Genomic DNA, 23,180 nt, shown 5'->3' with positions numbered 1-23,180 from the left:
CTGCGCGGCGACGCCGACCCGGCCGGCTCAGGTCGAGGCGGCGTCCATCAGGGCCGCGACGATCCGGCCGACGGTCGGCGGGTCCAGGGCGCGGCCGTGCTGATCGGTCAGGTACAGCACGTCCACCGCGCGCCGGCCGAGGGTCATCACGTGGGCGCTGCGCACCTGCAGCCCGTGGACAGTGATCGTCTCGGTGACGTCGGCCAGGAGGCTGGGACGGTTGCGGGCGTTGACCTGCACGACGGTCGCCTCGCGCGAGGCGCCGGGCAGCAGCGTCACCACCGGGGCGTCCTCGGTGGTCCGCAGCGGCGGGGCCGGCGGGAGCTCGAGCACCCGTGCGTCGGCCCGGTCCCGGTGCGCCAGCTCCCGGTCCAGGGCCGAACGCACCACGGAGGGGTGCGGGAGGTCGGCCTGGGTGCCGGTGACCCACCAGGTGTTCACGGCGATCCCGTCCTGGGTGCTGACCACGGCGCTGTGCACGTCCAGGCGCAGCCGCACCAGCACCCGCGCCATCGCCGCGAAGACCCCGGCGCCGTCGGGGGCGCCGAGACAGAGCTGCGAGATCGGCTCGTCGTCCAGCGGGGCGGGGTAGATGACCTGGGCGCTGTCGCTGCGGCGCACCGCGGCGAGCACCGCCTCCTGGGCGGAGCGCTGCGGGGCCAGCCGGGTGCGGGGCGCGGTCTCGGTGCCGCGCAGCGCGTCGCGCCCGAGGTCGGTGAGGTGGTCGACGAGGTCGGCGCGCCAGGTGGACCAGGCCGAGGGGCCGGCGGCGATCGCGTCGGCCTCGGTCAGGGCGCGCAGCAGCTCGAGGGTGTCGAGGTCCTCGTCCACCGCCCGCAGCAGCTCCCGCAGGGTCGTGGGGTCGGCGAGGTCGCGGCCGGTGGCGAGGCCCACCAGGGTCAGGTGCTCGCGCACGAGGGTCGCGATCGTGCGGGCATCGGCCCTGTCGAAGCCGAGGTGCCGAGCCGCGGTCTCGGCGAGCGGCGCGCCCTCGGCGGCGTGGTCCCGCGCCCCGGGGCGCTTGCCGAGGTCGTGCAGCAGGGCGGTGACCAGGAGCAGGTCGGGTCGGCTGACGCGGGACAGGAAGCGCTGCGCCTCGAGCACGGTCTCGATCTGGTGGCGGTCCACGGTGAAGCGGTGCACGGCCGAGCGCTGGGGCCGGTTGCGGATCTCGGCCCAGCCCGGCACCCAGCGGGAGAACACGCCCTTGACGTCGAGGGCCTCGTAGGCGTCGGCGAGGTGCTCCCCGGCGAGGGCGTCGACGAGCACGTCGCGCTGGGCGGGCAGCAGGGGCGCCACGGGCTCCTGCGCCATGCGGACGAGGGTCGCCTCGGCCAGCGGGAGCCCCGTGGTGGCAGCGTGCCGCACCGCGGCCACGTCCCGCAGCAGGTCCCGGGAGGACGGGTCGACGGACACCTCCCCGGCCTGCACGATCACGCCGTGCCCGAGCCGCTCGAGGGCGGGACGGCGCGCGGTGCCGACGCCGCGGGTGGCGCTGCCGCCGGGCGCGATCGCGGCCTCCGCGGCGCGCACGGCTCGGTGCAGCTCCCAGGTCACGGCCCGGGCGGCGTCGGCGAGGACAGCGTGGTGGTCGTCGGCGGTGGCGTGCCCGGTCAGCGCCGCGACCGCGTCCTGGTCGGCGCGGCCCAGGCGGGTGCCCGAGGCGCCGGTCACGGCCTGCAGCGCGTCGCGCGCGTCCCGGAGGGTGCGTGAGGCGGCGTCGACGACCTCGTGGTCGTGGTCGGCCAGCCAGCTCTCGGCGAGCGCCCGGATCACGGTGATGTCGCGCAGCCCGCCGCGGTCGGACTTGAGGTTCGGCTCGGTGGCGTGGGCGAGGGAGCCGTAGCGCCGGTCGCGGTCGGCGGCGAGGTCGACCACCTCTCCGACCCGTCGGCGCGCCTCGCGCCGCCATCGGGCGCGGACCCGGGCGGCGGTGTCCTCGACGAGATGCGCGTCCCCGGCGATGTGCCGCAGGTCCAGCAGCGCGATCGCCGTGCGCAGGTCGGCGGCGGCGACATGCTCACACTCCTCGGGGCTGCGCACCGAGTGGTCCAGGGAGGTGCCGGAGTCCCAGATCGGGTACCACAGCGCTCCCGCGAGCGCGGCGGCCTGCTCGGCGCCCACCCGGGCGGGGTCCACGAGCAGCACCAGGTCGAGGTCGCTCGCGGGACCGAGGGAGCGCCGGCCCAGCGAGCCGATCGCGGCGAGCGCCGCGCCGCCGTCCCGGGGCACGGCCTCGCCGGCCCGCTCCCACAGGGTGCGCAGCCAGTCGTCGACGAGGTCGGACTGGGCGAGCCTGCGGGAGGGACCGGCGGAGGGGTCCGCGAAGCCCTCGTGGAGCACCTGGGTGATCCGGCGGGAGGAGAGCTCCTCAGAGGGCATCCGCCCCCCGTTCCCCGGTGCGCACGCGCACCGCGGTGCCGACGTCGGTGGTCCAGATCTTCCCGTCGCCTATCCTCCCGCTGCGGGAGGCGGCGAGGATCAGGTCGATGATCGCGGACTCGTCGCTCTCCAGGGCCAGCACCTCGACCTTGATCTTGGGGATGGTGTCGATGGTGTACTCCGCGCCGCGGTAGACCTCGGTGTGGCCGCCCTGGCGGCCGTAGCCGGCGACCTCGGTGACGGTCAGGCCCGTCACCCCGTACTCGCGCAGGGAGTCGGTGACGTCCTGCAGGGCGTGCGGCTGGATGATGGCGGTGATGAGCTTCATCGGGGCTCTCCTGCGACGGCGGGACGGGTGGACGTTTCGGCGGCGTCCGCGCCGGGTCCGGCGGCCTCGCGGACCGGGCCGGGCCCGTCGACGGGGGCCGGGTTGCGGGGCTCGGGACCGGGGTCCCGGGGCGAGAAGGCGGGGGCCGAGGAGCGTTCCCTGCGCGAGGCGAGGGCGCCGACCAGATCGTATCCGGCCTCGGCGTGATGGGTGATGTCGATCCCGGCGCGCTCGTCGGCCTCGGGGATCCTCCATCCCATCGTGTACTTCAGGACCAGGGCGATGGCGAGGGTCAGCACCGCGGAGATCAGCATGGCCACGATCGCGACGAGGGTCTGGACCAGCAGCAGGCTCACGCCGCCGCCGAGGAGGAGACCGCCGTCCACGGCGAGGAAGCCGATCCCGATGGTGCCGACGAGGCCGCCGACCAGGTGCACGCCGACCACGTCGAGCGAGTCGTCGACGCCGAAGCGGTACTTCAGGCCGACGGCGAGTGCGCAGGCGAGACCTGCCGCGAGACCGAGCACGATCGAGGTGAGCGGCGTGAGCGCGGCGGCGGCCGGGGTGATCGCGACCAGGCCGGCGACGACGCCCGAAGCCATGCCGAGCGAGGTGACGTGCTTGTCGCGGATCCGCTCCACGAGGGCCCAGCCGAGCATGGCGCCCGCCGTGGCCACCGTGGTGTTGACCCAGGCCAGGCCCGCGGTCCCGTCGGCCGTGCCGGCGGAGCCGCCGTTGAAGCCGAACCAGCCGAACCACAGCAGGGCCGCGCCGAGCATGACCAGCGGCAGGTTGTGGGGCTTCATCGGCTCCTTGCCGAAGCCCTTGCGCGCTCCGACAACCAGGGCGAGCACGAGACCGGCGACGCCGGCGTTGATGTGGACCACGGTGCCGCCGGCGAAGTCGACCGGCTCGGCGATCGCGGCGAAGGGGCCGTCGCCGCTGAGCAGGCCGCCGCCCCAGACCATATGGGCCAGGGGTGCGTACACGATCAGCACCCACAGCGCGGCGAAGACCAGCCAGGTGCCGAGCTTGACGCGGTCGGCGATCGCGCCGGAGATCAGGGCGGTGGAGATGATCGCGAAGGTCATCTGGAAGCCTGCGGCGACGAGGAAGGGCACGCCGCTCTCGGCGAGGATGGACTGGTCGTCGGTGCCGGCCAGGCCCAGGAACTCCAGCGGACTCCCGAACAGGCCGCCGACGTCGGTGCCGAAGGCGATCGAGTATCCGGCGACGGTCCAGGCGATCGCGACCACGGCGATGGCGCTGAAGGACATCAGCATCATGTTCAGCACGGTGCGGGCACGCACCATGCCTCCGTAGAAGAGGGACAGGCCGGGGGTCATCAGCAGCACGAGCGCAGCGCTGGTGAGGATCCAGGCGGTTGCCCCCGTGTCGAGGGTGAAGTCCATGGCGGCTCCAGTCAGAGGAGGGCCGGCGGCCGGGATCGAGGTGCCGACCTGCCGTACGGCCGGGCGGGCCGTGCCCTCAGAGTGCGGGCTCAGCCGGGGATCGCCTAGGCGGGAGGGTCGCCGTGACCGTTCCGTGACCGGATGTTCCGGGACATGGAACGGGGCAGGACACGCGCCGGGCCCGCCGCCTAGCGTCGGCCCGACGGCACCCGCCGAGCCCTCCGCAGCGTCGCGGGAGCACTCCGCTCCGCCCCTCGGCGGACGACCTCGAGGAGACGATCCCGCCCGTGACCCCATCGACGACCCCGCTGCCGACCGACGACCTCTCCTCGGACCGCTTCGCGCGGCATGCCGCCTCCACGCTCCGACGCGGGGTGGGCCGACGGCAGATGCTGCAGGTCGCCGCGGCCCTGGGGGCGAGCGGCGCGCTGATGTCGGCCTGCGCCCCGTCGTCCGGGGAGCCCGCGACCGGAGATCCGACGCCGTCCTCCGGGGCCGGGCAGATCCTGCAGCCGGGACGAGGAGAGATCCCCGGCGACCACTACCTCGGTTCGGAGACGGACCAGGTGATGTGGGGCTATGTGCCCACCGTCCACTCCGATCCGGTGCTGACCGTCGGCTCCGGCGAGACCGTGACGATCGATGCGGTCTCTCACGAGGGGATCCTCGAGGACCAGGGGCGGGACCCGCGGGAGTTCTTCGGCGCGCACGGCGTGGAGGCCGGCTCGGTGCTCGAGGACGCGATCGCGATCGCCGCCGACTACGACCGCACCGCCCGCGACTTCGCCGCCGACGGCCCTCACGTGGTCACCGGACCCATCGCCGTCGAGGGCGCAGAGGTCGGCGACGTTCTGAAGATCGAGACCCTCGAGGCGGTCCCCCGCGTCCCCTACGGCGTGGTCTCCAGCCGGCACGGCAAGGGAGCGCTCGCGCTCACCGCCGACGGCGCCGCGCCGGAGGGAGCGTCCCTCGAGCAGGTGATGCCGGCGGCGTCGACGGACGGCCGGGGCACGGCCGACCCGATGGCCTGGGGCAACGTCTCGGTGTTCACCCCGATCGAGGACGGACACGGCGTGATGTCCTACGACGGCGGGGCGGCCAGGTTCCCGCTGAGACCCTTCATGGGCATGATGGGCGTCGCCCGCGCCGAGGCCTCCTCCCCCACGGACCCTTCCGCCAACTCGATCCCGCCGACCCTCGGGGGCGGCAACATCGACATCCGGCTGCTGGGCCCCGGCTCCACGTTCTACCTGCCGGTCCATGCCCCCGGCGCCCTGTTCTACGTCGGCGACCCGCACCATGCGATGGGCGACGGGGAGGTGGCGCTGACCGCCATGGAGGGCTCGCTGCGCGGCACCTTCCGGCTGACGGTGTGCAAGGAGGGCGAGGGGGACGCGCCGCGGATCGCGCACCGCTATCCCTTCGCGGAGACCGCCGACGCGTGGATCCCGATCGGGCTGTCCGATCCCGACGGCTCGGTCGACGGCCAGGGCAGCGACCTCGACGTCGCGCTGCGCACGGCCGTCGTCAACGCGCTGGAGTTCCTGGAGCAGGAGCTCGGCATGGACCGCGCGATCGCCTACGCCTATCTCTCCGCCGCCGCGGACTTCACGGTCTCCCAGGTCGTGGACCGCACCGTCGGGGTGCACGGGATCATCGCGAAGAGCCACTTCGCCTGAGACGCGGGACGGCCCGGGCGATCGCTGGGGATCGCCCGGGCCGTCGGGGTGCTGCGGGGCCTGGTCGTTCAGCCCTCCAGCAGCGCGTCGACGAAGCCGTGCGGGTCGAAGGGCGTGAGGTCGTCCATGCCCTCGCCGAGGCCGACCATCTTCACGGGCACGCCGAGCTCGCGCTGGACGTTGACGACGATGCCGCCCTTGGCGGTGCCGTCGAGCTTGGTGAGCACGATGCCGGTGATGTTCACGGCCTCGGAGAACACCCTCGCCTGCTGCATGCCGTTCTGGCCGGTGGTGGCGTCGATGACGAGCAGCACCTCGGCGACCTCGTCGCCGTGCAGGCCCTTCTCGGCGACCCGGCGCACCTTGCCGAGCTCGTCCATCAGGCCCTTCTTGTTCTGCAGGCGGCCGGCGGTGTCGATGATGACCACGTCCACCTCCTGCTCGATGCCCTTCTTCACGGCGTCGAAGGCGACGGCGGCGGGGTCGGCGCCGTCGCGGTCGGCGCGGACGGTGTCCACGCCCACCCGGGAGCCCCAGGTCTCGAGCTGGTCGGCGGCAGCGGCGCGGAAGGTGTCGGCCGCGCCGAGCACCACGGTGCGGTCCGCGGCGACGAGCACGCGGGCGAGCTTGCCGACGGTGGTGGTCTTGCCGGTGCCGTTGACGCCGACCATGAGCAGCACGGAGGGGACCTCGGTGCCGTCCTCGGCGGTGCGGCGGGTCGCGGCGAGGCGGCGGTCCAGGTCCGGGTCGACGAGCGCGACGAGCTCCTCGCGCAGCACCTCGCGCACGGCGGCCACGTCGTCGGTGCCGAGCACCTGGATGCGCCGCTTGAGGTTCTCGAGCATCTCGTCGGTCGCGGCCGGGCCGAGGTCGGCCATCAGCAGCGTCTCCTCGATCTCGTCCCAGGTCTCCTCGTCGACCGTGGAGCGGGTGAGGAGGGTGAGGATGCCGCGGCCGAGGGCGCCGGAGCGGGAGAGCCGCTCGCGCAGCCGCAGCATGCGGCTATCGGGTGCCTCGGGGGTCTCGATGACGGGGCCGGCGGGGGCGGTCGCCGTGCCGTCCTCGGCAGGAGCCTCGGGCTGCGCGGTCCCGGCCTGCGCGGTCTCCGTCGGGGCGGTCTCCGTCGGAGCGGCGGTGTCGGTCCCGGCGGTGTCGGATTCCGCTGTGCCGGGCTCCGCAGTGCCGGGACCGGCTGTGTCGGCCGGTGCCGTCCCGGCGGGGGCGTCGACAGGTGCGGACGCGGCGGGGGCCTCGGGCGCCTCCTGGTCGAAGGGGACATCCTCGGCGGGGGCGGTCTTCTCGGCAGGAGCGGCACCGTCCGGCGCCTGCTCGCCCGCGGCGGGCCGCTCGGCGGTCTTCGGGGCCGGGGCGGAGAGGGTATCCTCCCAGGTCGGGGCGGCGGGGCGTTCCTTGACCGCGGTCGCGGTGCCGGTGGTGGAGCCGGGCTCGCTCCTCGAGGAGTCCTCATTGCCCCGCTGCTCGTCGTGGTCCTTCGAGGAGGACGAGCGGCCGCGGCTGCGGATGTAGGCCCAGGCACCGACGCCGAGCACGACGACACCACCGCCGCCTCCGGCGATCAGGGCGAGTAGGGCATCGGGATCCACGGGTCACCTCCGAGGTCGGGGAAGCCGGCGATGCGGCGAGGACAGCTGCCAGTCTAGGGCCGTCGCCGGGCCGTCCCTGCGTGAGTCCCGGATCCGGGCGCGACCTGCATCGCCGGGGCCCGATAGACGGGGCAGGTCAGCCGCGGCCGGTGCGGGAGGTGTGGCGCGGGTGCTCCGCGGCCGTGCCGTCCTCGTCCTCGCGCGAGAGGCGCAGATGGGGCATCGCGACGGCTACCAGGATCACGACGGCCAGGACCACGGCGAGGATCAGGAAGAGCACGACGACGAAGGGCAGCTGCATGCCCATATTGTGCACCGACGACGGCGCGGTGCCCGGGAGCGTCCTGGACGGCGCGTCACCGGGGACCGCGGGGACCGACGAGCCTGCACGGCCCGCCGATCGCAGGGCTCAGCCGAGCTCCGGGAACCAGATCCCGATCTCGCGCGCGGCGGACTCCTCGGAGTCGGAGCCGTGGACGAGGTTCAGGATGACGGGGAGGTCCTGCTCGCAGGCGAGATCGCCGCGGATCGTGCCGGGCGCGGCCTCGGTGGGGTTGGTGGCGCCGGCCAGGGAGCGGAAGCCCTTGATGACATTCACGCCCTCGACGACGAGCGCGACGAGCGGGGCGGAGCCCATGTACTCCACGAGGCCGGGGTAGAAGGGCTTGCCCTCGTGCTCGGCGTAGTGGGCGGCGAGCTCCTCGGCGGTGGCGGTGCGCTGGGCGAGGGCGACGATGTCGTATCCCTTCGCCTCGATGCGGCGGACGATCTCGCCGCGCAGGCTGCGCTGGACGGCGTCGGGCTTGAGCAGGACGAGAGTGCGCTGTGCGGTCATGGGATTAGGGTACCCACAGGTCAGCCGTGGCCATGTCAGCGCTCGTCCGTCCCGTCGGAGGCCAGCAGCCTCGCGTCCACGGCATCCTTTTCGCGGTCCAGCTGGCGGCCCTTGACGATGCCGTAGGCGAGCATCGCCGCGAAGCCGAGGCCGATCACCCACATCGCCCCGACCTGGAGACCGAGCAGGATCGCCGGGATCTGGAGGGCGAGGGCGAGCCAGTAGGCCCAGGCGCCGCGGCTGAGCAGCCCCCCGTTCAGCAGCAGGGCGATCGCGGTGACGAGTCCCCAGGTCCAGGTCAGGGCCCGGTCCTCGGGGGCGAGCTGATGGGCGACGAGCACCGCGAAGAAGACCACGAGCGCCTCGCACACCAGCACCGTCGCGGTGATCATCCGCTGTGCGCCGTGGGAGCGGGTGGAGGGGGTGAGGTCGAGATCCATCTCTCTCACACCTCCTCGGGGACGCCGAGCAGGTCGCGGACCTCGGCGGCGAGGGTGACGGACCCGGCGACGACCACGCCGCCGAACTGGTCGCCGTCGGCCTCGGCGAGGTCGACCGCGATCTGGATCGCGTCGGGCAGGCTCTCCTGCTCGAGCACCCGGTCCTCGTCCTCGAAGATCTCGCGGGCGATGTCGGCCAGGCGGTCCGCGGGGATCGCGCGGGGGGAGCTGGAGCGGGTGATGACCACGGCGTCCAGCAGCGGCTCGAGCACCTCGAGGATGTCGTCGGCCTCCTTCTCCCGGAGGATGCCGACCACGCCGATGGTGCGGGTGAAGCGGAAGTTCTCGCGCACGGTCGCGACGAGGGTCAGGGCGCCGGCGGGGTTGTGCGCGGCGTCCAGCAGCACCGTCGGCGCCTGGCGCACCACCTCGGCACGTCCCGGGGAGGTGACGCTCGACAGCGCCGCCTGCAGCAGCTCGCCGTCCAGCGGGGAGGTGCCGCCGCCCAGCAGCGCCTCCGCGGCGGCGACGGCGAGCAGGGCGTTGCGGGCCTGGTGCTCGCCGAGGAGGGAGAGGAACACCTCCTCGTAGCGGCCGGCGATCCCCTGCAGCGAGAGCATCTGCCCGCCGACGCCCGGGGTGCGGGCGAGCACGCCGATCTGCTGCCCCTCGACGGAGGCCTCCGCGCCGAGCTCCGCCACGCGCTCGCGCAGCACGTCGGCGGCGTCCTGGTAGGGCTGCTCGGCGAGGACCGCGATCGCCTCGGAGGTGAGGATCCCGGCCTTCTCCCCCGCGATCTCGGCGATCGTGTCGCCGAGGTACTCCTGGTGGTCCAGGGAGATCGGGGTGATCACTGCGACGTCGGGGTCGACCGCGCCGGTCGCGTCCCAGGTGCCGCCGAGGCCGGTCTCGACCACGGCCACGTCCACGGGGGCGGAGGCGAAGGCCTGGAAGGCCATCGCGGTGAGGTACTCGAAGTAGGTCAGCGGCGGGCCGCCGGCGGCCTGCGACTCGGCGTCGACCATCTGCGCGAAGGGCTCCACGTCGCGGTAGGCCTGGAGGAAGCCCTCCTCGTCGATGGGCGCGCCGTCGATCGCGATCCGCTCGGTGGGCGAGTGGAGGTGGGGGCTCGTCGTGCGGCCCGTGCGCAGCCCGGCCTCGCGCAGGATCCGCTCGAGGATCCGGGCGGTGGTGGTCTTGCCGTTGGTGCCGGCGATGCGGATCGAGCGGTAGGAGCTCTGGGGGTCGCCCATCAGCTCCATCACCCGGCGGATCCGGCTGAGGTCCGGCTCGATGCGGTTCTCCGGGGCGCGCTCGAGGAGCGCGGCATAGACCTCCCGCAGCTCGGGGGACATCGCCGGACGGGAGGAACCCGGGCGGGGAGAACTGGGCACTGCGGCTCCTGGATGCGGGGCGGGACGGGCCGGATCAGTGTACGAGGGGCGCCTGGGACCCGGGACCGGGCGACCCCGGGGACCGGACGACTCCGGGGCACGGGCGACGAGGGCCGGACGGCCGGGGCCCCGGGGCGACCGGTCCTCCCCACGTCGCGGTCCTCCACAGCCCGCCCCTTCCCCGCTCGTGCGCCGCCGCGGCCTCCCTAGCCTGACCGCGAGCGCCGACGCCGTCGGGGCGAGGGACGCCGGGCCACGGGCCCGGCGGGGCGAGGGAACGGGAGGGACGGCATGGGGGACGGGGCCGACGAGATGCTCGGCATGGACACGGAACGGTGCCGCCTGCAGACCGACCGCATGGAGGCGGCCGCCGACCGGGTCGCGGGGCTGTGCAAGGGAATCGACGCCGCCGTCGGCGCCGCGACCTGGCACGGCCCGGACGCCGACGCCTTCCGGCTCCGCTGGTCCCTGCTGTCCCGGGGCCCTCTGCGCGAGGCCGGTGAGCGGCTGGGGCTCCTCGCCCGCCGGCTCCGCGTCGAGGCCGTGGCCCAGGAGCGGGCGTCGGCGGCCGACGGGCACGGCGCGACCTCCCCGGGCCGTGCGCTCGCCCCCACCGGAGCAGGAGGACGTCTCCTCACGGGCCCTTCCGCCGCGGCGCCTCTCCCCCTCCTCCGTGCTCCGGCACCCGCCGCCCTCGTCTCCGACGCCCTCGGCGCCGGCGTCGCGCTCGGCACCGCGGACCTCACCGGCGTCGTGGTCGGACTCGGCGGCGCCCCGGACGGGATCGACCAGGTCCGGGACGAGCTCGGGCACCTCGGCAGAATGTTCGAGGACTGGGCGGCGGGCGGGGACGCCCCCACCCTCGCCCAGCTCGGCGCGAGCACCCTCCTCCTCAGCGGCGCGATCGCGCTCGCACCGGCGGAGACCGTGACGGACACCGGCCTCCTCGACCCGCGCACCGACGTCACCGTGCACGCCGTCGTGGAGGTCCCCTCGAGCACGGCTCCGCGCAGCCTCGCCGACCTCGTCGCGGCGAACGACGAGGCCCGCCGACCGCTCGCGGGAGTCCCCGGCGACGCCGAGCGGGACGGTGCCGCGGCGGGGCGAGTGCGGATCCAGACCGTGCGAGGCCGGGACGGGGGCGAGGCGTTCATCGTCCACGCCCCGCCGACCGGGGGCGCGCCGATCTGGGATCCCGATTCCTGGGGGCCGCAGGGGAACTCCGCCGGCTGGGACTCGAACCTGCGGACCATGGCCGGGCAGGAGTCCGCGGCGATGGCCGATATCCGCACGGCGATGGCCGCGGCAGGGATCCCCGACGGAGCGCGGGTGATGATCGTGGGCCATTCGCAGGGCGGGCTGACAGCCGCGCATCTCGCGGCGGACCCCGGCGTCAACCGGGCCGACGGAGCACCGGGCAGCTACGACATCACCCACAGCTTCTCGGTCGGGTCCCCCGTGGGGACGGTGGTGCCGGCGCAGGCCTCGACCAGCACGGTCAACGTCTCGCACAGCTCCGCGCTCGAGCCGTCCCTGCTGCTGCGGCATCCCGCGACCTGGCCGGCGCCGCTGCGGATCGCCGATCCGGTGCCGCTGCTGGACCTGGCCGGGCACCGGGTCGACGGCAGCCGCGTCTCCTCCCCCGCCGTCCGCGAGGTGGTGCTCGAGGCGCCGGCTCCCGCTCTCGGCGGGGCCTCCCCGCTCGAGAACGCCCATGAGTCGGTGCTGCGCACGGAGCAGGGCGTGGACCCGACCGGCGGCTATCACGGCAGCCTGCAGGCAGGGTCCGGGACCGACCCTGTGCTCGCCGCGCTGCAGGAGGACCTGGAGGGCGTCTACCTGGGCGACGGAGTCACGCTGGTCGAGGACGTCGTGGTCGAGGTGGGCAGGGAGGATCTCCGGTGAGCACGGAGCAGGACCGGGCTCCGCCGGCGGAGGACTCGGGCGGGCGCCGCGCGCCGATACCGCGGGCCCCGGCTCAGGTCAGCCCGTATCTCGCGTAGAGAGTGCTCGCGGTCACCCGGTCCAGGCGGTAGTCCTCGACGGGCATGTCCGGGTCGAGGCCCCGGACCGTGAACTCCTCGGCCCCGCCGATGAAGCCCATGATCCCGCCGACGGTGATGTTCCCGTCGTCCTCCTCGCCGTCGTGCAGCGTCGTCACGACGGCGCGCATGGCCTCGTCGTAGATCTCGAACGCTACGTCACGATCGTCGCTGCCGAGGTCGATCCTGCCGTGCAGCAGACGCTGGAACGTCCCGCTGAGGGAGCTCTCGAGCTCGCATCCGTTTACTCCTTCGACGTCGAGCACGGCATCGGTGACCCGACGGGTCCGCAGGCTCCCGGAGCAGCCGGCCAGCAGCGATGCGACCGCGATCCCCGCCCCGAGGAGCGCCGCTCGCCGCCCGATCCTGCCATCCATGGCCTCCCCCTTCGCGCCGTCGGCCCCCAGGATCTCACCTGACGGTCGAGCTGCCGCCGGCGAGCTCGCGCACGGGCACGTCGGCTGCCGCGTGAACGGCACTGCGACGGGCCCGATCGCGGACGCCGTCACCGCACGCGGGCGCCGCGCTCCGTCCCGCTCAGGCGACCTTCCAGCGGTAGACGAAGGCGGCGACGGCGTCGCGCTTGATCGGCTCGTAGGGGCGGAAGGTGCCGTCGGACCAGCCGTTGGCGTACCCCTGGGACGCCATCCAGCTGATCTCCTTGTAGAAGACCTCCGAGCCCCGGTTCACGTCCTTGAACGGGGACCGGGTCGGCGCGGTGTATGCGGGCGCACCTGCTGCGCGATAGAGGAAGGCGGCCATCGCGTCGCGCTTGATCGGCTCGTACGGACGGAAGGTGCCATCGGACCAGCCCCGCGCCAGCCCCACCGAGTGCGCCCAGGTGATCTCCTTGTAGAAGATCGTGTCCTTCGAGTTCACGTCCTTGAAGGGCGAGACCTTCGGCGGGGTGAACGCGGGCGAGCCCGCCGCCCGGTACAGGAAGGCGATCACGGCGTCGCGCTTGATCGGGTCGTAGGGGCGGTAGACGGCGCTCGCGCCGCTCCCCCACCCCGTGGAGTAGCCCATGTGCTTCATCCAGGCGATCTCGGTGAAGAAGATCGTGGTCTCGTAGGGGACGTCCGCGAAGGGGTCCGCGGGCTTCTTCCCGAGCGGCGCGGCGACCGGGTACCGCGAGGTGCTCGCGCCCGTCGGGGAGCCGAACCACTGCGAGTACAAGCGGTAGAAGTTGCGGTTGCCGTAGGTGGCGCAGACGTCGTCGGCCACGGCCGCGGAGCCCGCGTCGAGGGTCGCCTGGGTGGGGGTGAAGGGGGTGTAGTTGTACAGCGCGGCAGTGGCCCGGTTCGAGATGGTCACCTTCCCGTAGCCGCAGAAGGCGAAGGGGCTGTACTGGATGTCGTAGCTGCGGCCAGCCTGGTAGCGGTAGCCGCGAGCCGGGTCGCCGTACGCCTGCAGGCGCACCCCGGCGTTGTAGATCTGCTGGGCGAAGCCGGCATACCTCGGGTCGCAGGTCTGGAAGTCGGGGCAGCCGAAGCCGAGCGCCTCCCGCAGCATCTTCGGCGTCGCGTTGCGGGTGGTGACCAGGCCCTGCTCCTTCTGGAGCATGGTCAGCAGCACCTTGGGGCTGATGCTGCAGGCGCGGGCGACGTCCGCGATGATCGTCCCGGCACTCGCCGCCTTCTTCGCGGGGATCGCGGCGCAGTAGGCGTCCTTCGACCGCTGCGGGGTGTCCATGGCGAGGTCCTTGAGGCAGTCGGCGCCGTCGGTTCCGCGGGTGCAGCTCGCGCCCTTCTGGTCGAGGAACGCGTCGACCTGCGCGGCGGTCATGGAGGTGCCCGCGAACATCTGCGCATCGCTGATGAGGGTGCCGGGCACGAAGCCGCCCAGGCCCGCGGGCGGGGTGCGGGCCTCTGAGCCGGGGGCCGCGCCGAGGACGCCGGCGGACGCGATCAGCACGGCGAGCACGAGGAGCGCGAGACGCCGACGAGCCCGCGTCGGAGCGGTCGTCGAGGAGGACCGGGCGGGGGCGGGCGTGGACATGCGCTCTCCTGGGGATGGGGGATCCCCAGCTGGATCCCTCACCATGATACGTCCGACAGTTGCCCAGAAACCTTCCCTGACCAGCCGATACGCAGTCGTGACCCGAACCGGGCCGTAAATCGTCACGAAGCGGGCGAACTGACGTCCGCCGCTGTGATCGGGACGCGCGGGGGGGGGCCGACGGGACAGCTCGGGCGAGCTGCCGGGACGGCGCGGGCGGGCTGCCGGGACGGCGTGGGAGGGCCGACGGGGCGGCGCTCCTCGCGCCGCCCCGTCCCGCCTTAGGCCCGCTGCACCGAGACGGTGACGGTGCCGCCGGTGACCTTCTCGCTCGCCTCGTGCGCGCCCTCGGCGGGCCGCGCGGGGACCTCGAGCTCGAGCGCGAGGACCTCCCCGGCGACCAGCTCGCGGTGGGCGGCGACCGCCGCGACGACGGGCTCGTCGCCGTCCACGGTCAGGCGGATCCGGTCGGAGATGTCCAGCCCCGCCTCGCGGCGCGCGGACTGGATCGCGCGGACCACGTCACGGGCGGTGCCCTCCGCCTCGAGCTCGTCGGTGAGGCGGATGTCGAGGGCGAGGAAGTCGCCGCCGCGCAGCACGCCGACGGTCCGGCCCTCGAGGGCGGCGCTCTCCCCGGCGACGAGGTCGAGGGAGTACTCGCCCTCCTCCAGCGCGATCCCGCCGGAGGTGACGGTGCCGTCCTCGGCCACGGACCAGTCCCCGGTCTTCGAGCCCTTGATCGCGCCCTGCATCTGCTTGCCCAGCCGCGGTCCGGCGGCGCGGGCGTTGACGGTGAGCTTCTGCTCCACGCCCATGCCCTGCGCCTCCTCGCTGGTGACGTCCAGCAGGCGCACGTGCTTCACGTTCAGCTCGTCGGCGATGATCGCCGTGAACGGCTCGAGCGAGGCGGGATCGTGGTGGACGACGGTCAGCTCGGCGAGCGGCAGGCGGGCGCGCAGGCCCTCCTTCTTGCGCAGCGCGTTGCCGGCGCTCGCGATCGCGCGCACGTCGTCCATCTGGGCGACGAGCTGCTCGTCGCGGGGGAAGAGGGAGTCGTCGGGCCAGTCGGTCAGGTGCACGGAGCGGCCGCCGGTGAGCTCCTTCCAGATCTCCTCGGTGACCATCGGCAGCAGCGGCGCGGCGACCTGCAGCAGGGTCTCCAGGCAGGTGGCCAGCACGTCGATGGCCTGCGCATCGCCCTCCCAGAAGCGGTCGCGGGATCGGCGCACGTACCAGTTGGTGAGCATGTCCAGGTGGTCCTGGATCTGCTCGGCGGCGTCGGCGATCGCGAGCTCGCGGAAGGAGGCCCGCACCCCGCGCACCAGGTCACCGGTGCGGGAGAGGAGGTAGCGGTCCATCACGTCGGTGGACTCGTGCCGGGCTTCGCCGCGATGCCCCGTCGGCCGGCCGGAGGCGTCCTTCTCCCCCGCCGCGTTGGCGTACAGCGCCAGGAAGTACCAGACGTTCCACAGCGGCAGCACGACCTGGCGCGTGGCGTCGCGGATCTTCGGCTCGTCCACGACCAGGTTGCCGCCGCGCAGGATCGGCGAGGACATGAGGAACCAGCGCATCGCGTCGGCGCCGTACTTGTCGAACATCTCGCGCACGTCGGGGTAGTTGCGCAGCGACTTGGACATCTTCTGCCCGTCCTCGCCGAGCACGATGCCGTGGCAGATGACGGAGGTGAAGGCGGGACGGTCGAACAGCGCGGTGGACAGCACGTGCATGACGTAGAACCAGCCGCGGGTCTGCCCGATGTACTCCACGATGAAGTCCGCGGGGTTGTGCGCCTCGAACCAGTCGCCGTTCTCGAAGGGGTAGTGCACCTGCGCGAAGGGCATGGAGCCGGAGTCGAACCAGACGTCGAACACGTCGGTGACGCGGCGCATCGTGGACGTCCCGGTGGGATCGTCGGGGTTCGGGCGGGTGAGCTCGTCGATGTAGGGGCGGTGGAGGTTGACCTCGCCGTGCTCGTCGCGCGGGAGGGTGCCGAAGGCCTCCTCGATCTCGGCGAGGGAGCCGTAGACCTCGACGCGCGGGTGGTCGGGGTCGTCGCTCTTCCACACCGGGATCGGGGTGCCCCAGTAGCGGTTGCGGGAGACGGCCCAGTCGCGGGCGCCCTCGAGCCACCTGCCGAACTGGCCGTGCTTGACGTTGCCGGGCACCCAGTCGATCTGCTCGTTCAGCTCGAGCATCCGCTCGCGCTGGTCGGCGACCTTCACGTACCAGGAGGAGACGGCCTTGTAGATCAGCGGGTTCCGGCAGCGCCAGCAGTGCGGGTAGGAGTGCACGTAGCTGGTCTCGCGCAGCAGGCGGCCCTCGCGCTGGAGGTTGCGGATGATCGGGCGGTTCGCCTCGAACACCTGCAGGCCCGCGATCTCGTCGAGCTCGGTGCCGCGGAAGTAGTCATGGAACTGCGCGCCCTCGTCGACGGAGACGATGACGGGGATGCCGTAGGCGGCGTTGACCTGCTGGTCGACCTCACCGTAGGCGGTGGCCTGATGGACCACGCCGGTGCCGTCGTCGGTGGAGACGTAGTCGGCGACGGTGACGATCCAGGCGTTCTCGGTGCCCCACTTGGCGCGGTCCTCGGAGTAGACCGTCCACAGCGGCTGGTAGGTCATGTGCTCGAGCTCGTTGCCCGCGTAGCGGCGCTCCTCGATCGCGGCGACGGCGTCCTCGGCGCTCTCGTAGCCGAGCTCCTTGGCGTGCGCGCCGACGAGCGCGGCGGCCAGCAGGTAGCGGCCCTCGCCCGCGGCGGCGCCGTCGGCGGTGCCGAGCGGGCCGGCCGGCAGCACCGCGTACTCGAGCTCGGGGCCGACGGCGAGGGAGAAGTTGGTGGGCAGGGTCCAGGGCGTGGTCGTCCAGGCGAGCGCCTTCACGCCCGCCAGTCCCAGCTGCTCGGCCTTCTCGCCGGTGAAGGGGAAGGTGACGGTGACGGTCTGGTCCTGGCGCTCCTGGTAGACGTCGTCGTCCATCCGCAGCTCGTGGGCGGACAGCGGCGTCTGGTCCTTCCAGCAGTACGGGAGGACGTAGTAGCCCTCGTAGGCGCGGCCCTTGTCGTGCAGGGTCTTGAACGCCCACAGGACCGACTCCATGAAGGTGACGTCGAGGGTCTTGTAGTCGTTCTCGAAGTCGACCCAGCGGGCCTGGCGGGTGACGTACTCCTCCCACTCCTTCGTGTACTTCAGCACGGAGGCGCGGGCGGCGTTGTTGAAGGCCTGCAGGCCCATGTCCTCGATCTCGGACTTCTCGGTCATCCCGAGCTCCCGCATCGCCTCCAGCTCGGCGGGCAGGCCGTGGGTGTCCCAGCCGAAGCGGCGGTCGACCTTCAGCCCGTCCATGGTGCGGAAGCGCGGCACGACGTCCTTGACGAAGCCGGTGAGCAGGTGGCCGTAATGGGGCAGGCCGTTGGCGAAGGGCGGGCCGTCGTAGAAGACGAACTCCTCGGCGCCCTCGCGCTGGGCGATGGAGGCGCGGAAGGTGTCGTCGGTGCGCCAGAACTCCTGGATCGCGTTCTCGAGCGCGGGCAGGTGCGGCGAGGGGACGAGGGGGTCTCCGGAGACCGGATAGACCATGGGACAACCTCCGAGGCGGAACAGGGGCGGCGGGCGGGCGGAATGCTGCCCGAGGACGCTCCCGGCACGGGCCGGCGGCGCGGTACCACCTCGGTTGATGCCGCTCGCGCCGGCGCTGCCGACGCGGGGGCCTCCCCTCGTTCCTCAGCTGTGACGGGCTGGTCCCGGCGGGTTCTACTGGGCGCGGCACCTGTCCTCGCGGACCGTGCTCGTGCTGTTCTTCCCGCGGCTCTCCGGTGATGGCCGGGTCGATGCCGATGGCCTGCAGTGTACCCGGGCTCGCCCGCGCGGTCACGACCGCCCCGGGGGAAGAGACGCGAGGAACAGCCGCGCCGGGGCCGCGGGGCTCCGCAGCTCCCGGCACTTCCCGGGTCCCAGCACATGCGGTCGGGATCCTCAGCCGCCTGCCAGGTGGGCCGGGTCTCATGATCACGGCGGCCCCACCGGGGACGCCGTGGACGAAGGAGACGACATGGACGACGACATCCCTCACCGACGATCGCGCCTGGGCGCATCGACCCTCTCGGCGGCGGCGCTGCTGGTGCTGACCTTCGGCCCGTCCGCGCTCGCGCTGAGCCCCTCGACCGCCGCCTCCGCGGCCGCCGTGCCGCCGCGCGTGGTGGTCTCCGCCCCGGTCGCGGCCGCGGCCGCGATACAGACGACGCGCTCGCAGGACGAGGAGGACGCCGACGGCACCGACGCCGCCGCGTCCACCACCGCCGAGGAGGCGTGAGTCACCTCCTTCGATGGTGACAGTCGTGGAACACTGGTCCTTCCACGGAACCGCGCGCCGCTCGGCGCGGTCGACGCAGAAGGAGCGAGGATGTCGCTGTTCGGAGAGCCGTTCACCGCCAAGTGCCTGAAGTCGGGGGTCACGGTCGAGGTCGGGGAGGGTCAGTCCCTGCTCCAGGCGCTGCTCGACGCCGGCATCCCGATGGACTACTCCTGCGAGGGCGGGGTGTGCGGCACCTGCGTGGTGCCGCTGGTCTCCGGACAGGTCGAGCACATGGACGAGTTCCTCATGGACGACGAGCAGGACAGCCAGATGATCACCTGCGTCTCGCGCGGCGAGGGTGAGATCGAGATCGACGTCTGAGACGACGCGACCGCCCGCTGCCTCACAGGCGCGGGCCGGCCACCCACCAGGCGAGGCCGACGACGCCCATGAGCGCCGCGGCGCCGAGCACCGCCAGCGGCATCGGCAGCACGGGCCCGACCACGAGCAGCACGAGCACGCCGGCGGCGGCGAGCGCCAGCATCGTCACGAACAGCGCGGGCCGTCCCGAGACGGGCTTGCCGCCCCGGCCGGTCGCGGGGTCCTGGCCCGACATCGCGTTCCGACCCGTCACAGCGCGCTGCCGCCCCATCGCATCCTCCGGGAGCATCGTGGTCATGCGATGGCCCTCTTCCCCTGGTCGTGCCGTGCCCTGGTACGGGCGCGGCGCGGGCTGCGCCGCCTGAGGGCACGATCCTCCCCCGGTCCGCACGGCGCGCACATCCCGCGCAGGGAGGACTCCCGCCTCCGCCTTTGGTAGTAGGCGCGCCCGCGATGGTCAGGCACGGAGGCGATGCCCCGCGCTGCTCCTCGTCGGTGCGCCTGCGCGCTCAGCCCGTGTGCCGAGCGATCATCCGTTCCACCGCGGTGACCAGGTCGTCCAGCGCCGGATCCTCCACCGGGAAGTGCCCGCCCTCACGCAGAATCACGGTGTCGGCAGGTCCGGGGACGGTGCTGAGCGTGCGGGCGCTGAGCGTGAGCGGGGTCCAGGCGTCGTGCTCGGGCTGCAGTAGCGTCACCGGTACGGGGACCCGGCGTGCCGCCTCGTGCGGGTGCTCGAGGTAGGAGCGCCAGAACCCCAGCGGCATCCGCGCCCCGCCGCCGCGCGGGTCCTCGGCGCAGAGCGTCCCGAGCGCGGGATCCCGGCCCATCCGCGAGAGGTCCGCGAGCCGGGAGACGGGCAGCGCCCGGCGCGCGACCGCTCCGCGCACCAGCGGGAGCAGCCCCATCGCGGCGGTGCCCGCGCCGCCCCAGCGGGTCATGCGGGATCGGGCCTCCGGCACGGCGGGGTCCAGCAGGCAGGTCGCGGCGACGGCGGCGACGAGGCCCTCGTGCCGTGCGGCGAGCTCGAGGGCGAGCATCCCGCCGAGGCTGCCACCGAGCAGGAGCAGCGGCCGCCCGTCATTATCCTCCTCGACGAGTTCGCCCAGCATCCTGATCCAGTCCTGGTAGCGCAGCGTGCGCCGGTCCCGCACCGGGGAGCGGCCGTAGCCGGGGAGGTCGGGTGCGAGCACGTCGATCCCGCGCTCGGCGAGCTGCGAGGCCACGGGCCACAGCGCGGCGGCGTGCGCGCCCGCGCCGTGCACGGCGAGCACCCGCACCGGCGAGTCCGGGCGCCGCGCCCGCAGGCGTCGGACGGCGTCCGGGCCGCGCCACGGCCACAGGTCCGCCTCGGGCTCGACCATGCGGGCACGGCGCGGGGCGGAGAGGAAGCCCGCATAGGGCGCCACGTCCTGGTGCACGACGGCGGGGTCCAACGCCTGCTCGGGATCGTCGCTGCGAGGCCAGGGGTCCTGCGACGCCCCGTCCCTGCGCACGTGCTCTCCGGTCATGGCGTCTCCTCTCGGGCGTCCGCGCTCAGCGGGCGCCGGGGTCGGGACCGACGGGTTCCGGGCTCGGCTCGTCGCCGCGTCGGGCGTCCTGCTGATCCTCCCGGGCGTCCTGCCGGGCGAGGTCCGCGAACACGCCGCCGCGCGCGAGCAGCTCCTCGTAGGTGCCGCGCTCGACGATCCTCCCCCGCTGCATCACGACGATCTGGTCGGCGTGGCGGACGGTGGAGAGGCGGTGGGCGATCGAGACGGTGGTGCGTCCGCGGGCGACCGCGTCGAGCGCCCCGGACATCGCCCGCTCCGTGGCGACGTCGAGCGCCGAGGTCGCCTCGTCCAGCAGCAGCACCGGCGGGTCGCGGAGGATCGTGCGGGCGAGCGCGAGGCGCTGCTTCTCGCCGCCGGAGAAGCGGTAGCCCCGCTCCCCCACGACCGTCGCGTAGCCGTCCGGGAGGGCGGCGATGTGCTCGTGGATCTGGGCGATGCGGCACGCGGCGACGAGCTCCTCGTCGGTGGCGTCCGGTCGGGCGAAGCGCAGGTTCTCGGCGATGGTGGCATGCAGGAGGTAGGTCTCCTGGGTGACCACGCCGATGCTCGTGGCCAGCGAGGACAGCGTGATCCCCCGCAGATCGTGGCCGTCCAGGGTGATCCGGCCGTCGGTCGGCTCGTAGAGCCTCGCCATGAGATAGCCGGTGGTGGTCTTGCCCGATCCGGTCGCTCCGACGAGGGCCGTGTGCTTCCCCGCCGGGACCACGAGGTCCAGGTGCGCGAGCGCAGGCTCCTCGGCGCCGGGATAGGCGAAGGTGACGTCCTCGAAGCGGATCTCGCCGCGCACGCGGGCCGGGTCCAGGGAGATCGCGCCGTCGGCGTCGGCGATGAGGATCGGGGCGTCGAGGTACTCGAAGACCCGCGTGAACAGGGCGAGGGAGCTGTTGACCTGGGTCGCGACCCGCAGCAGGCCGTTGATCTGCGGGAACAGGGAGGACTGCAGGGCGATGAAGGCGACGAGGGTGCCGATGGTGATGCCGCTGCCGTCGGGGTCGGCGAACAGGAGGTGACCGCCCAGGAAGTAGGTCAGCGCCGGGAACAGCGCCATGATCGTGGTGAACACGGCCATCTGCCAACGCCCGGCCATCTGGGAGCGGACCTCGAGGTCGGCGAGCTCGCGGGAGTCGTCGGCGAAGGCGCTGCTGAGCGTCTCGGTGCGTCCCATCGTCACCCCGAGCAGGATCCCGGAGACGGACAGGGACTCCTGGATCCCGGCGGAGAGGTCCGCGGCCTTCTCCTGCCGGGTGCGGACGATGGTGCGGCGGCGCCGGCCCACGCGCCGGTTCATCCAGACCGCGAAGGGCAGGGCGATCAGCGAGAACAGCGTGAGCCGCCAGTCCATCGCGATCATGGCGACCAGCGCCATCGCGACCCCGGCGCCGGAGGAGACGATCTGGGTCATCACGGAGGTGACCACGGACTGCATCGAGCCGATGTCGGAGAAGATCCGCGACTGGATCTCGCCGGTGCGGGTGCGGGTGAAGAAGCCCAGCCCCATCCGCTGCAGGTGGGAGTAGACCGCCACGCGCAGGTCGTGCATCACCGACTGTCCCACGCGGGCCGAGAGCATCGACTGGGTGACGCCGAGGGCGCTCGCGACCACGGTGACGGCGATGAGCCCGCCGACGGACCAGGCGAGCACGTCGGCGCGCTGCTCGGGCAGGGCCACGTCGACGATCTCGCGGATCAGGAACGGGGAGACCACCCCGGCGGCCGCGGCGAGGACGATCAGCGAGAGCACGGCGGCGAGGGTGCCGCGGTAGGGGCGGAACAGGCCCAGCACCCGGCGCACATCGGGCTTCTGCCCGGGGGCGAGCTTCAGGTCGCCGCCGCTACGGCCCCCGCCGCCTCCCATCCCGCCGCCCATGCCGCCGCCGGGCATGCCGCCGTGGACCATCAGAGTCCCTGGTGGCGGGCCACCCGGTGCGCCGCGGCCTGGGCGAGGGGGCGCACGGTGACCAGGTCGAGGTTCACGTGGTGCGGGGCGTTCAGGGCGTAGGAGACGACGTCGGCGCAGTCCTCCGCGGTCAGGGGCTGCTCGACCCCGTCGTAGACGGCGTCGGCCGCCTCCTGGTCGCCGAGGCGGACGAGGGAGAACTCCTCGGTGCGGACCATGCCGGGGGCGACCTCGATGACGCGCACCTTCTCGCCGTTCAGCTCGAGCCGCAGGGCGGCGGCGAGCATGTGCTCGCCGGCCTTGGCGGCGTTGTAGCCGGAGCCGCCGGGATAGGGCTCGTGCCCGGCCACCGAGGTGACGAAGAGGAGGTCGCCGCGGCCGCTCGCCCGCACGGCGGGCAGCAGCGCGCGGGTGACGCGGACGGCGCCGAGCACGTTGATGTCGTACATCCGCTGCCACTTCTCGAGGTTCGCCTCGGCGGCGGTCTCGACGCCGAGGGCGCCGCCGGCGACATGGACGACGGAGTTCAGGCTCCCGTCGAAGAGCTCCTCGACGCGGGCGACGAGCGCGGCGACGGACTCGTCGGAGGTGACGTCCACGGCGAGGACCTCGCAGCCGGTCTCGGCGGCGAGCTCGGCCAGGCGCTCCTCACGGCGGGCGACGGCCAGGACCCGCCAGCCGTCGGCGACCAGGCGGGCGGCGGTGGCGCGGCCGATGCCGGAGGAGGCACCGGTGACCACGGCGGTGAGCGGGACGTCGGCAGCGCTGTGAGCAGTCATAGTGCCGAGCCTACGTCGGCCCGCGCGGCGCGAGCACGGCCGTCCCGTCGGCCGCGGGGACCGCCGTCGACGGGGCCGCCGGCGCGGCCATGGCGGCAGGGAGGTAGGACGCGGCCGGACGACAGGAACGGCCGCGATGACAGGAGCGGCCGACGGCGATGCC

Annotated in this window: 19 protein-coding genes; 4 read left to right on the top strand and 15 right to left on the bottom strand. The window is 73.5% G+C overall.

The annotated features are described in order from the left end of the window. Nucleotides 1–27 precede the first annotated feature (27 nt). Genes A4A78_RS10880 through A4A78_RS10870 form a run of 3 tightly spaced genes read right to left on the bottom strand, consistent with a single transcriptional unit; the run spans nt 28 to nt 4,122 of the window. Entirely contained in the window at nt 28–2,382 is a 2,355-nt protein-coding gene (locus tag A4A78_RS10880) for an HD domain-containing protein (protein WP_062949121.1), read from the bottom strand. Further along, on the bottom strand, nt 2,372–2,710 hold the full coding sequence (locus tag A4A78_RS10875) for a P-II family nitrogen regulator (RefSeq protein ID WP_010551331.1): 339 nt from the start codon (nt 2,708–2,710) through the stop codon (nt 2,372–2,374). Before A4A78_RS10875 ends, A4A78_RS10880 begins: the two co-directional genes overlap by 11 nt. Beyond that, entirely contained in the window at nt 2,707–4,122 is a 1,416-nt protein-coding gene (locus A4A78_RS10870) for an ammonium transporter (protein WP_062949119.1), read from the bottom strand. The genes A4A78_RS10875 and A4A78_RS10870 overlap by 4 nt, the downstream gene beginning before the upstream one ends. A gap of 287 nt (nt 4,123–4,409) precedes the next feature. Here A4A78_RS10870 and A4A78_RS10865 point away from each other — a divergent pair, with 287 nt between their 5' ends. Continuing rightward, entirely contained in the window at nt 4,410–5,801 is a 1,392-nt protein-coding gene (locus tag A4A78_RS10865; RefSeq protein ID WP_156488607.1) for an acetamidase/formamidase family protein, read from the top strand. Nucleotides 5,802–5,869: 68 nt separating this feature from the next. On the opposite strand, the gene ftsY is transcribed toward A4A78_RS10865, so the two are convergent. From ftsY to A4A78_RS10845, 5 genes are all read right to left on the bottom strand, one after another. Next, entirely contained in the window at nt 5,870–7,405 is a 1,536-nt protein-coding gene (gene ftsY, locus A4A78_RS10860) for a signal recognition particle-docking protein FtsY (RefSeq protein ID WP_062949117.1), read from the bottom strand. A gap of 136 nt (nt 7,406–7,541) precedes the next feature. Beyond that, a complete protein-coding gene (locus A4A78_RS17800; protein ID WP_156488606.1) occupies nt 7,542–7,706 on the bottom strand; it encodes a hypothetical protein in 165 nt (54 codons plus the stop codon). A 108-nt stretch (nt 7,707–7,814) separates the two neighbouring features. Further along, a complete protein-coding gene (gene ndk / locus A4A78_RS10855; protein ID WP_062949115.1) occupies nt 7,815–8,240 on the bottom strand; it encodes a nucleoside-diphosphate kinase in 426 nt (141 codons plus the stop codon). Nucleotides 8,241–8,275: 35 nt separating this feature from the next. Further along, nucleotides 8,276–8,680 (bottom strand): DUF4233 domain-containing protein, encoded by a 405-nt coding sequence (locus tag A4A78_RS10850; protein WP_062949113.1) that lies wholly within the window; start codon nt 8,678–8,680, stop codon nt 8,276–8,278. A gap of 5 nt (nt 8,681–8,685) precedes the next feature. After that, complete coding sequence (locus A4A78_RS10845; RefSeq protein ID WP_062949111.1) at nt 8,686–10,035, bottom strand: folylpolyglutamate synthase/dihydrofolate synthase family protein; 1,350 nt, start codon at nt 10,033–10,035, stop codon at nt 8,686–8,688. A gap of 330 nt (nt 10,036–10,365) precedes the next feature. Between A4A78_RS10845 and A4A78_RS10840 the strand changes: the two genes are divergently transcribed. After that, nucleotides 10,366–11,979, top strand: coding sequence for an alpha/beta hydrolase (locus A4A78_RS10840; protein WP_062949109.1), 1,614 nt, complete (start codon nt 10,366–10,368; stop codon nt 11,977–11,979). Between the two features lie 73 nt (nt 11,980–12,052). Here A4A78_RS10840 and A4A78_RS10835 read toward each other — a convergent pair whose 3' ends face one another. From A4A78_RS10835 to ileS, 3 genes are all read right to left on the bottom strand, one after another. Next, complete coding sequence (locus tag A4A78_RS10835; protein WP_062949107.1) at nt 12,053–12,493, bottom strand: hypothetical protein; 441 nt, start codon at nt 12,491–12,493, stop codon at nt 12,053–12,055. A 160-nt stretch (nt 12,494–12,653) separates the two neighbouring features. Then, complete coding sequence (locus A4A78_RS10830; protein ID WP_062949105.1) at nt 12,654–14,114, bottom strand: S-layer homology domain-containing protein; 1,461 nt, start codon at nt 14,112–14,114, stop codon at nt 12,654–12,656. A 281-nt stretch (nt 14,115–14,395) separates the two neighbouring features. Further along, nucleotides 14,396–17,692, bottom strand: a complete 3,297-nt coding sequence (gene ileS / locus A4A78_RS10825) for an isoleucine--tRNA ligase (protein WP_062949103.1) — start codon at nt 17,690–17,692, stop codon at nt 14,396–14,398. Nucleotides 17,693–18,164: 472 nt separating this feature from the next. Between ileS and A4A78_RS10820 the strand changes: the two genes are divergently transcribed. Next, a complete protein-coding gene (locus tag A4A78_RS10820) occupies nt 18,165–18,425 on the top strand; it encodes a hypothetical protein (RefSeq protein WP_062949101.1) in 261 nt (86 codons plus the stop codon). 90 nt (nt 18,426–18,515) lie between these two features. Then, complete coding sequence (locus tag A4A78_RS10815; protein WP_053917460.1) at nt 18,516–18,788, top strand: 2Fe-2S iron-sulfur cluster binding domain-containing protein; 273 nt, start codon at nt 18,516–18,518, stop codon at nt 18,786–18,788. Between the two features lie 22 nt (nt 18,789–18,810). Here the strand turns inward: A4A78_RS10815 and A4A78_RS10810 are convergent, their stop codons facing one another. The 4 genes from A4A78_RS10810 to A4A78_RS10795 form a co-directional block, all read right to left on the bottom strand. Continuing rightward, the gene (locus A4A78_RS10810; protein ID WP_231881018.1) at nt 18,811–19,086 is read right to left on the bottom strand and encodes a hypothetical protein; all 276 of its coding nucleotides are present in this window, start codon (nt 19,084–19,086) and stop codon (nt 18,811–18,813) included. 211 nt (nt 19,087–19,297) lie between these two features. Further along, nucleotides 19,298–20,299, bottom strand: coding sequence for an alpha/beta hydrolase (locus A4A78_RS10805; protein ID WP_082835297.1), 1,002 nt, complete (start codon nt 20,297–20,299; stop codon nt 19,298–19,300). A gap of 25 nt (nt 20,300–20,324) precedes the next feature. Beyond that, on the bottom strand, nt 20,325–22,238 hold the full coding sequence (locus A4A78_RS10800; protein WP_231881017.1) for an ABC transporter ATP-binding protein: 1,914 nt from the start codon (nt 22,236–22,238) through the stop codon (nt 20,325–20,327). Next, nucleotides 22,238–23,017 carry an SDR family oxidoreductase gene (locus tag A4A78_RS10795; protein ID WP_062949099.1) on the bottom strand — a complete coding sequence of 260 codons (780 nt, stop codon included), beginning with the start codon at nt 23,015–23,017 and terminating at the stop codon, nt 22,238–22,240. The genes A4A78_RS10800 and A4A78_RS10795 overlap by 1 nt, the downstream gene beginning before the upstream one ends. Nucleotides 23,018–23,180 lie beyond the last annotated feature (163 nt).

It is taken from the genome of Brachybacterium sp. sponge, from assembly GCF_001613775.1.
GTDB lineage: Bacteria > Actinomycetota > Actinomycetes > Actinomycetales > Dermabacteraceae > Brachybacterium > Brachybacterium conglomeratum.
Note: the sequence above shows the minus strand (reverse complement) of the source record. Positions and strands in the feature narration are given on the sequence as shown.

Bases quoted from the DNA above. Each gene is read 5' to 3' on its own strand.
- A4A78_RS10880 (WP_062949121.1), bottom strand. From the start codon at position 2,382: ATGCCCTCTGAGGAGCTCTCCTCCCGCCGGATCACCCAGGTGCTCCAC.
- A4A78_RS10875 (WP_010551331.1), bottom strand. From the start codon at position 2,710: ATGAAGCTCATCACCGCCATCATCCAGCCGCACGCCCTGCAGGACGTC.
- A4A78_RS10870 (WP_062949119.1), bottom strand. From the start codon at position 4,122: ATGGACTTCACCCTCGACACGGGGGCAACCGCCTGGATCCTCACCAGC.
- A4A78_RS17800 (WP_156488606.1), bottom strand. From the start codon at position 7,706: ATGCAGCTGCCCTTCGTCGTCGTGCTCTTCCTGATCCTCGCCGTGGTC.
- ndk (WP_062949115.1), bottom strand. From the start codon at position 8,240: ATGACCGCACAGCGCACTCTCGTCCTGCTCAAGCCCGACGCCGTCCAG.
- A4A78_RS10850 (WP_062949113.1), bottom strand. From the start codon at position 8,680: ATGGATCTCGACCTCACCCCCTCCACCCGCTCCCACGGCGCACAGCGG.
- A4A78_RS10845 (WP_062949111.1), bottom strand. From the start codon at position 10,035: ATGTCCCCCGAGCTGCGGGAGGTCTATGCCGCGCTCCTCGAGCGCGCC.
- A4A78_RS10840 (WP_062949109.1), top strand. From the start codon at position 10,366: ATGGGGGACGGGGCCGACGAGATGCTCGGCATGGACACGGAACGGTGC.
- A4A78_RS10835 (WP_062949107.1), bottom strand. From the start codon at position 12,493: ATGGATGGCAGGATCGGGCGGCGAGCGGCGCTCCTCGGGGCGGGGATC.
- A4A78_RS10830 (WP_062949105.1), bottom strand. From the start codon at position 14,114: ATGTCCACGCCCGCCCCCGCCCGGTCCTCCTCGACGACCGCTCCGACG.
- ileS (WP_062949103.1), bottom strand. From the start codon at position 17,692: ATGGTCTATCCGGTCTCCGGAGACCCCCTCGTCCCCTCGCCGCACCTG.
- A4A78_RS10820 (WP_062949101.1), top strand. From the start codon at position 18,165: ATGGACGACGACATCCCTCACCGACGATCGCGCCTGGGCGCATCGACC.
- A4A78_RS10815 (WP_053917460.1), top strand. From the start codon at position 18,516: ATGTCGCTGTTCGGAGAGCCGTTCACCGCCAAGTGCCTGAAGTCGGGG.
- A4A78_RS10810 (WP_231881018.1), bottom strand. From the start codon at position 19,086: ATGACCACGATGCTCCCGGAGGATGCGATGGGGCGGCAGCGCGCTGTG.
- A4A78_RS10805 (WP_082835297.1), bottom strand. From the start codon at position 20,299: ATGACCGGAGAGCACGTGCGCAGGGACGGGGCGTCGCAGGACCCCTGG.
- A4A78_RS10800 (WP_231881017.1), bottom strand. From the start codon at position 22,238: ATGGTCCACGGCGGCATGCCCGGCGGCGGCATGGGCGGCGGGATGGGA.
- A4A78_RS10795 (WP_062949099.1), bottom strand. From the start codon at position 23,017: ATGACTGCTCACAGCGCTGCCGACGTCCCGCTCACCGCCGTGGTCACC.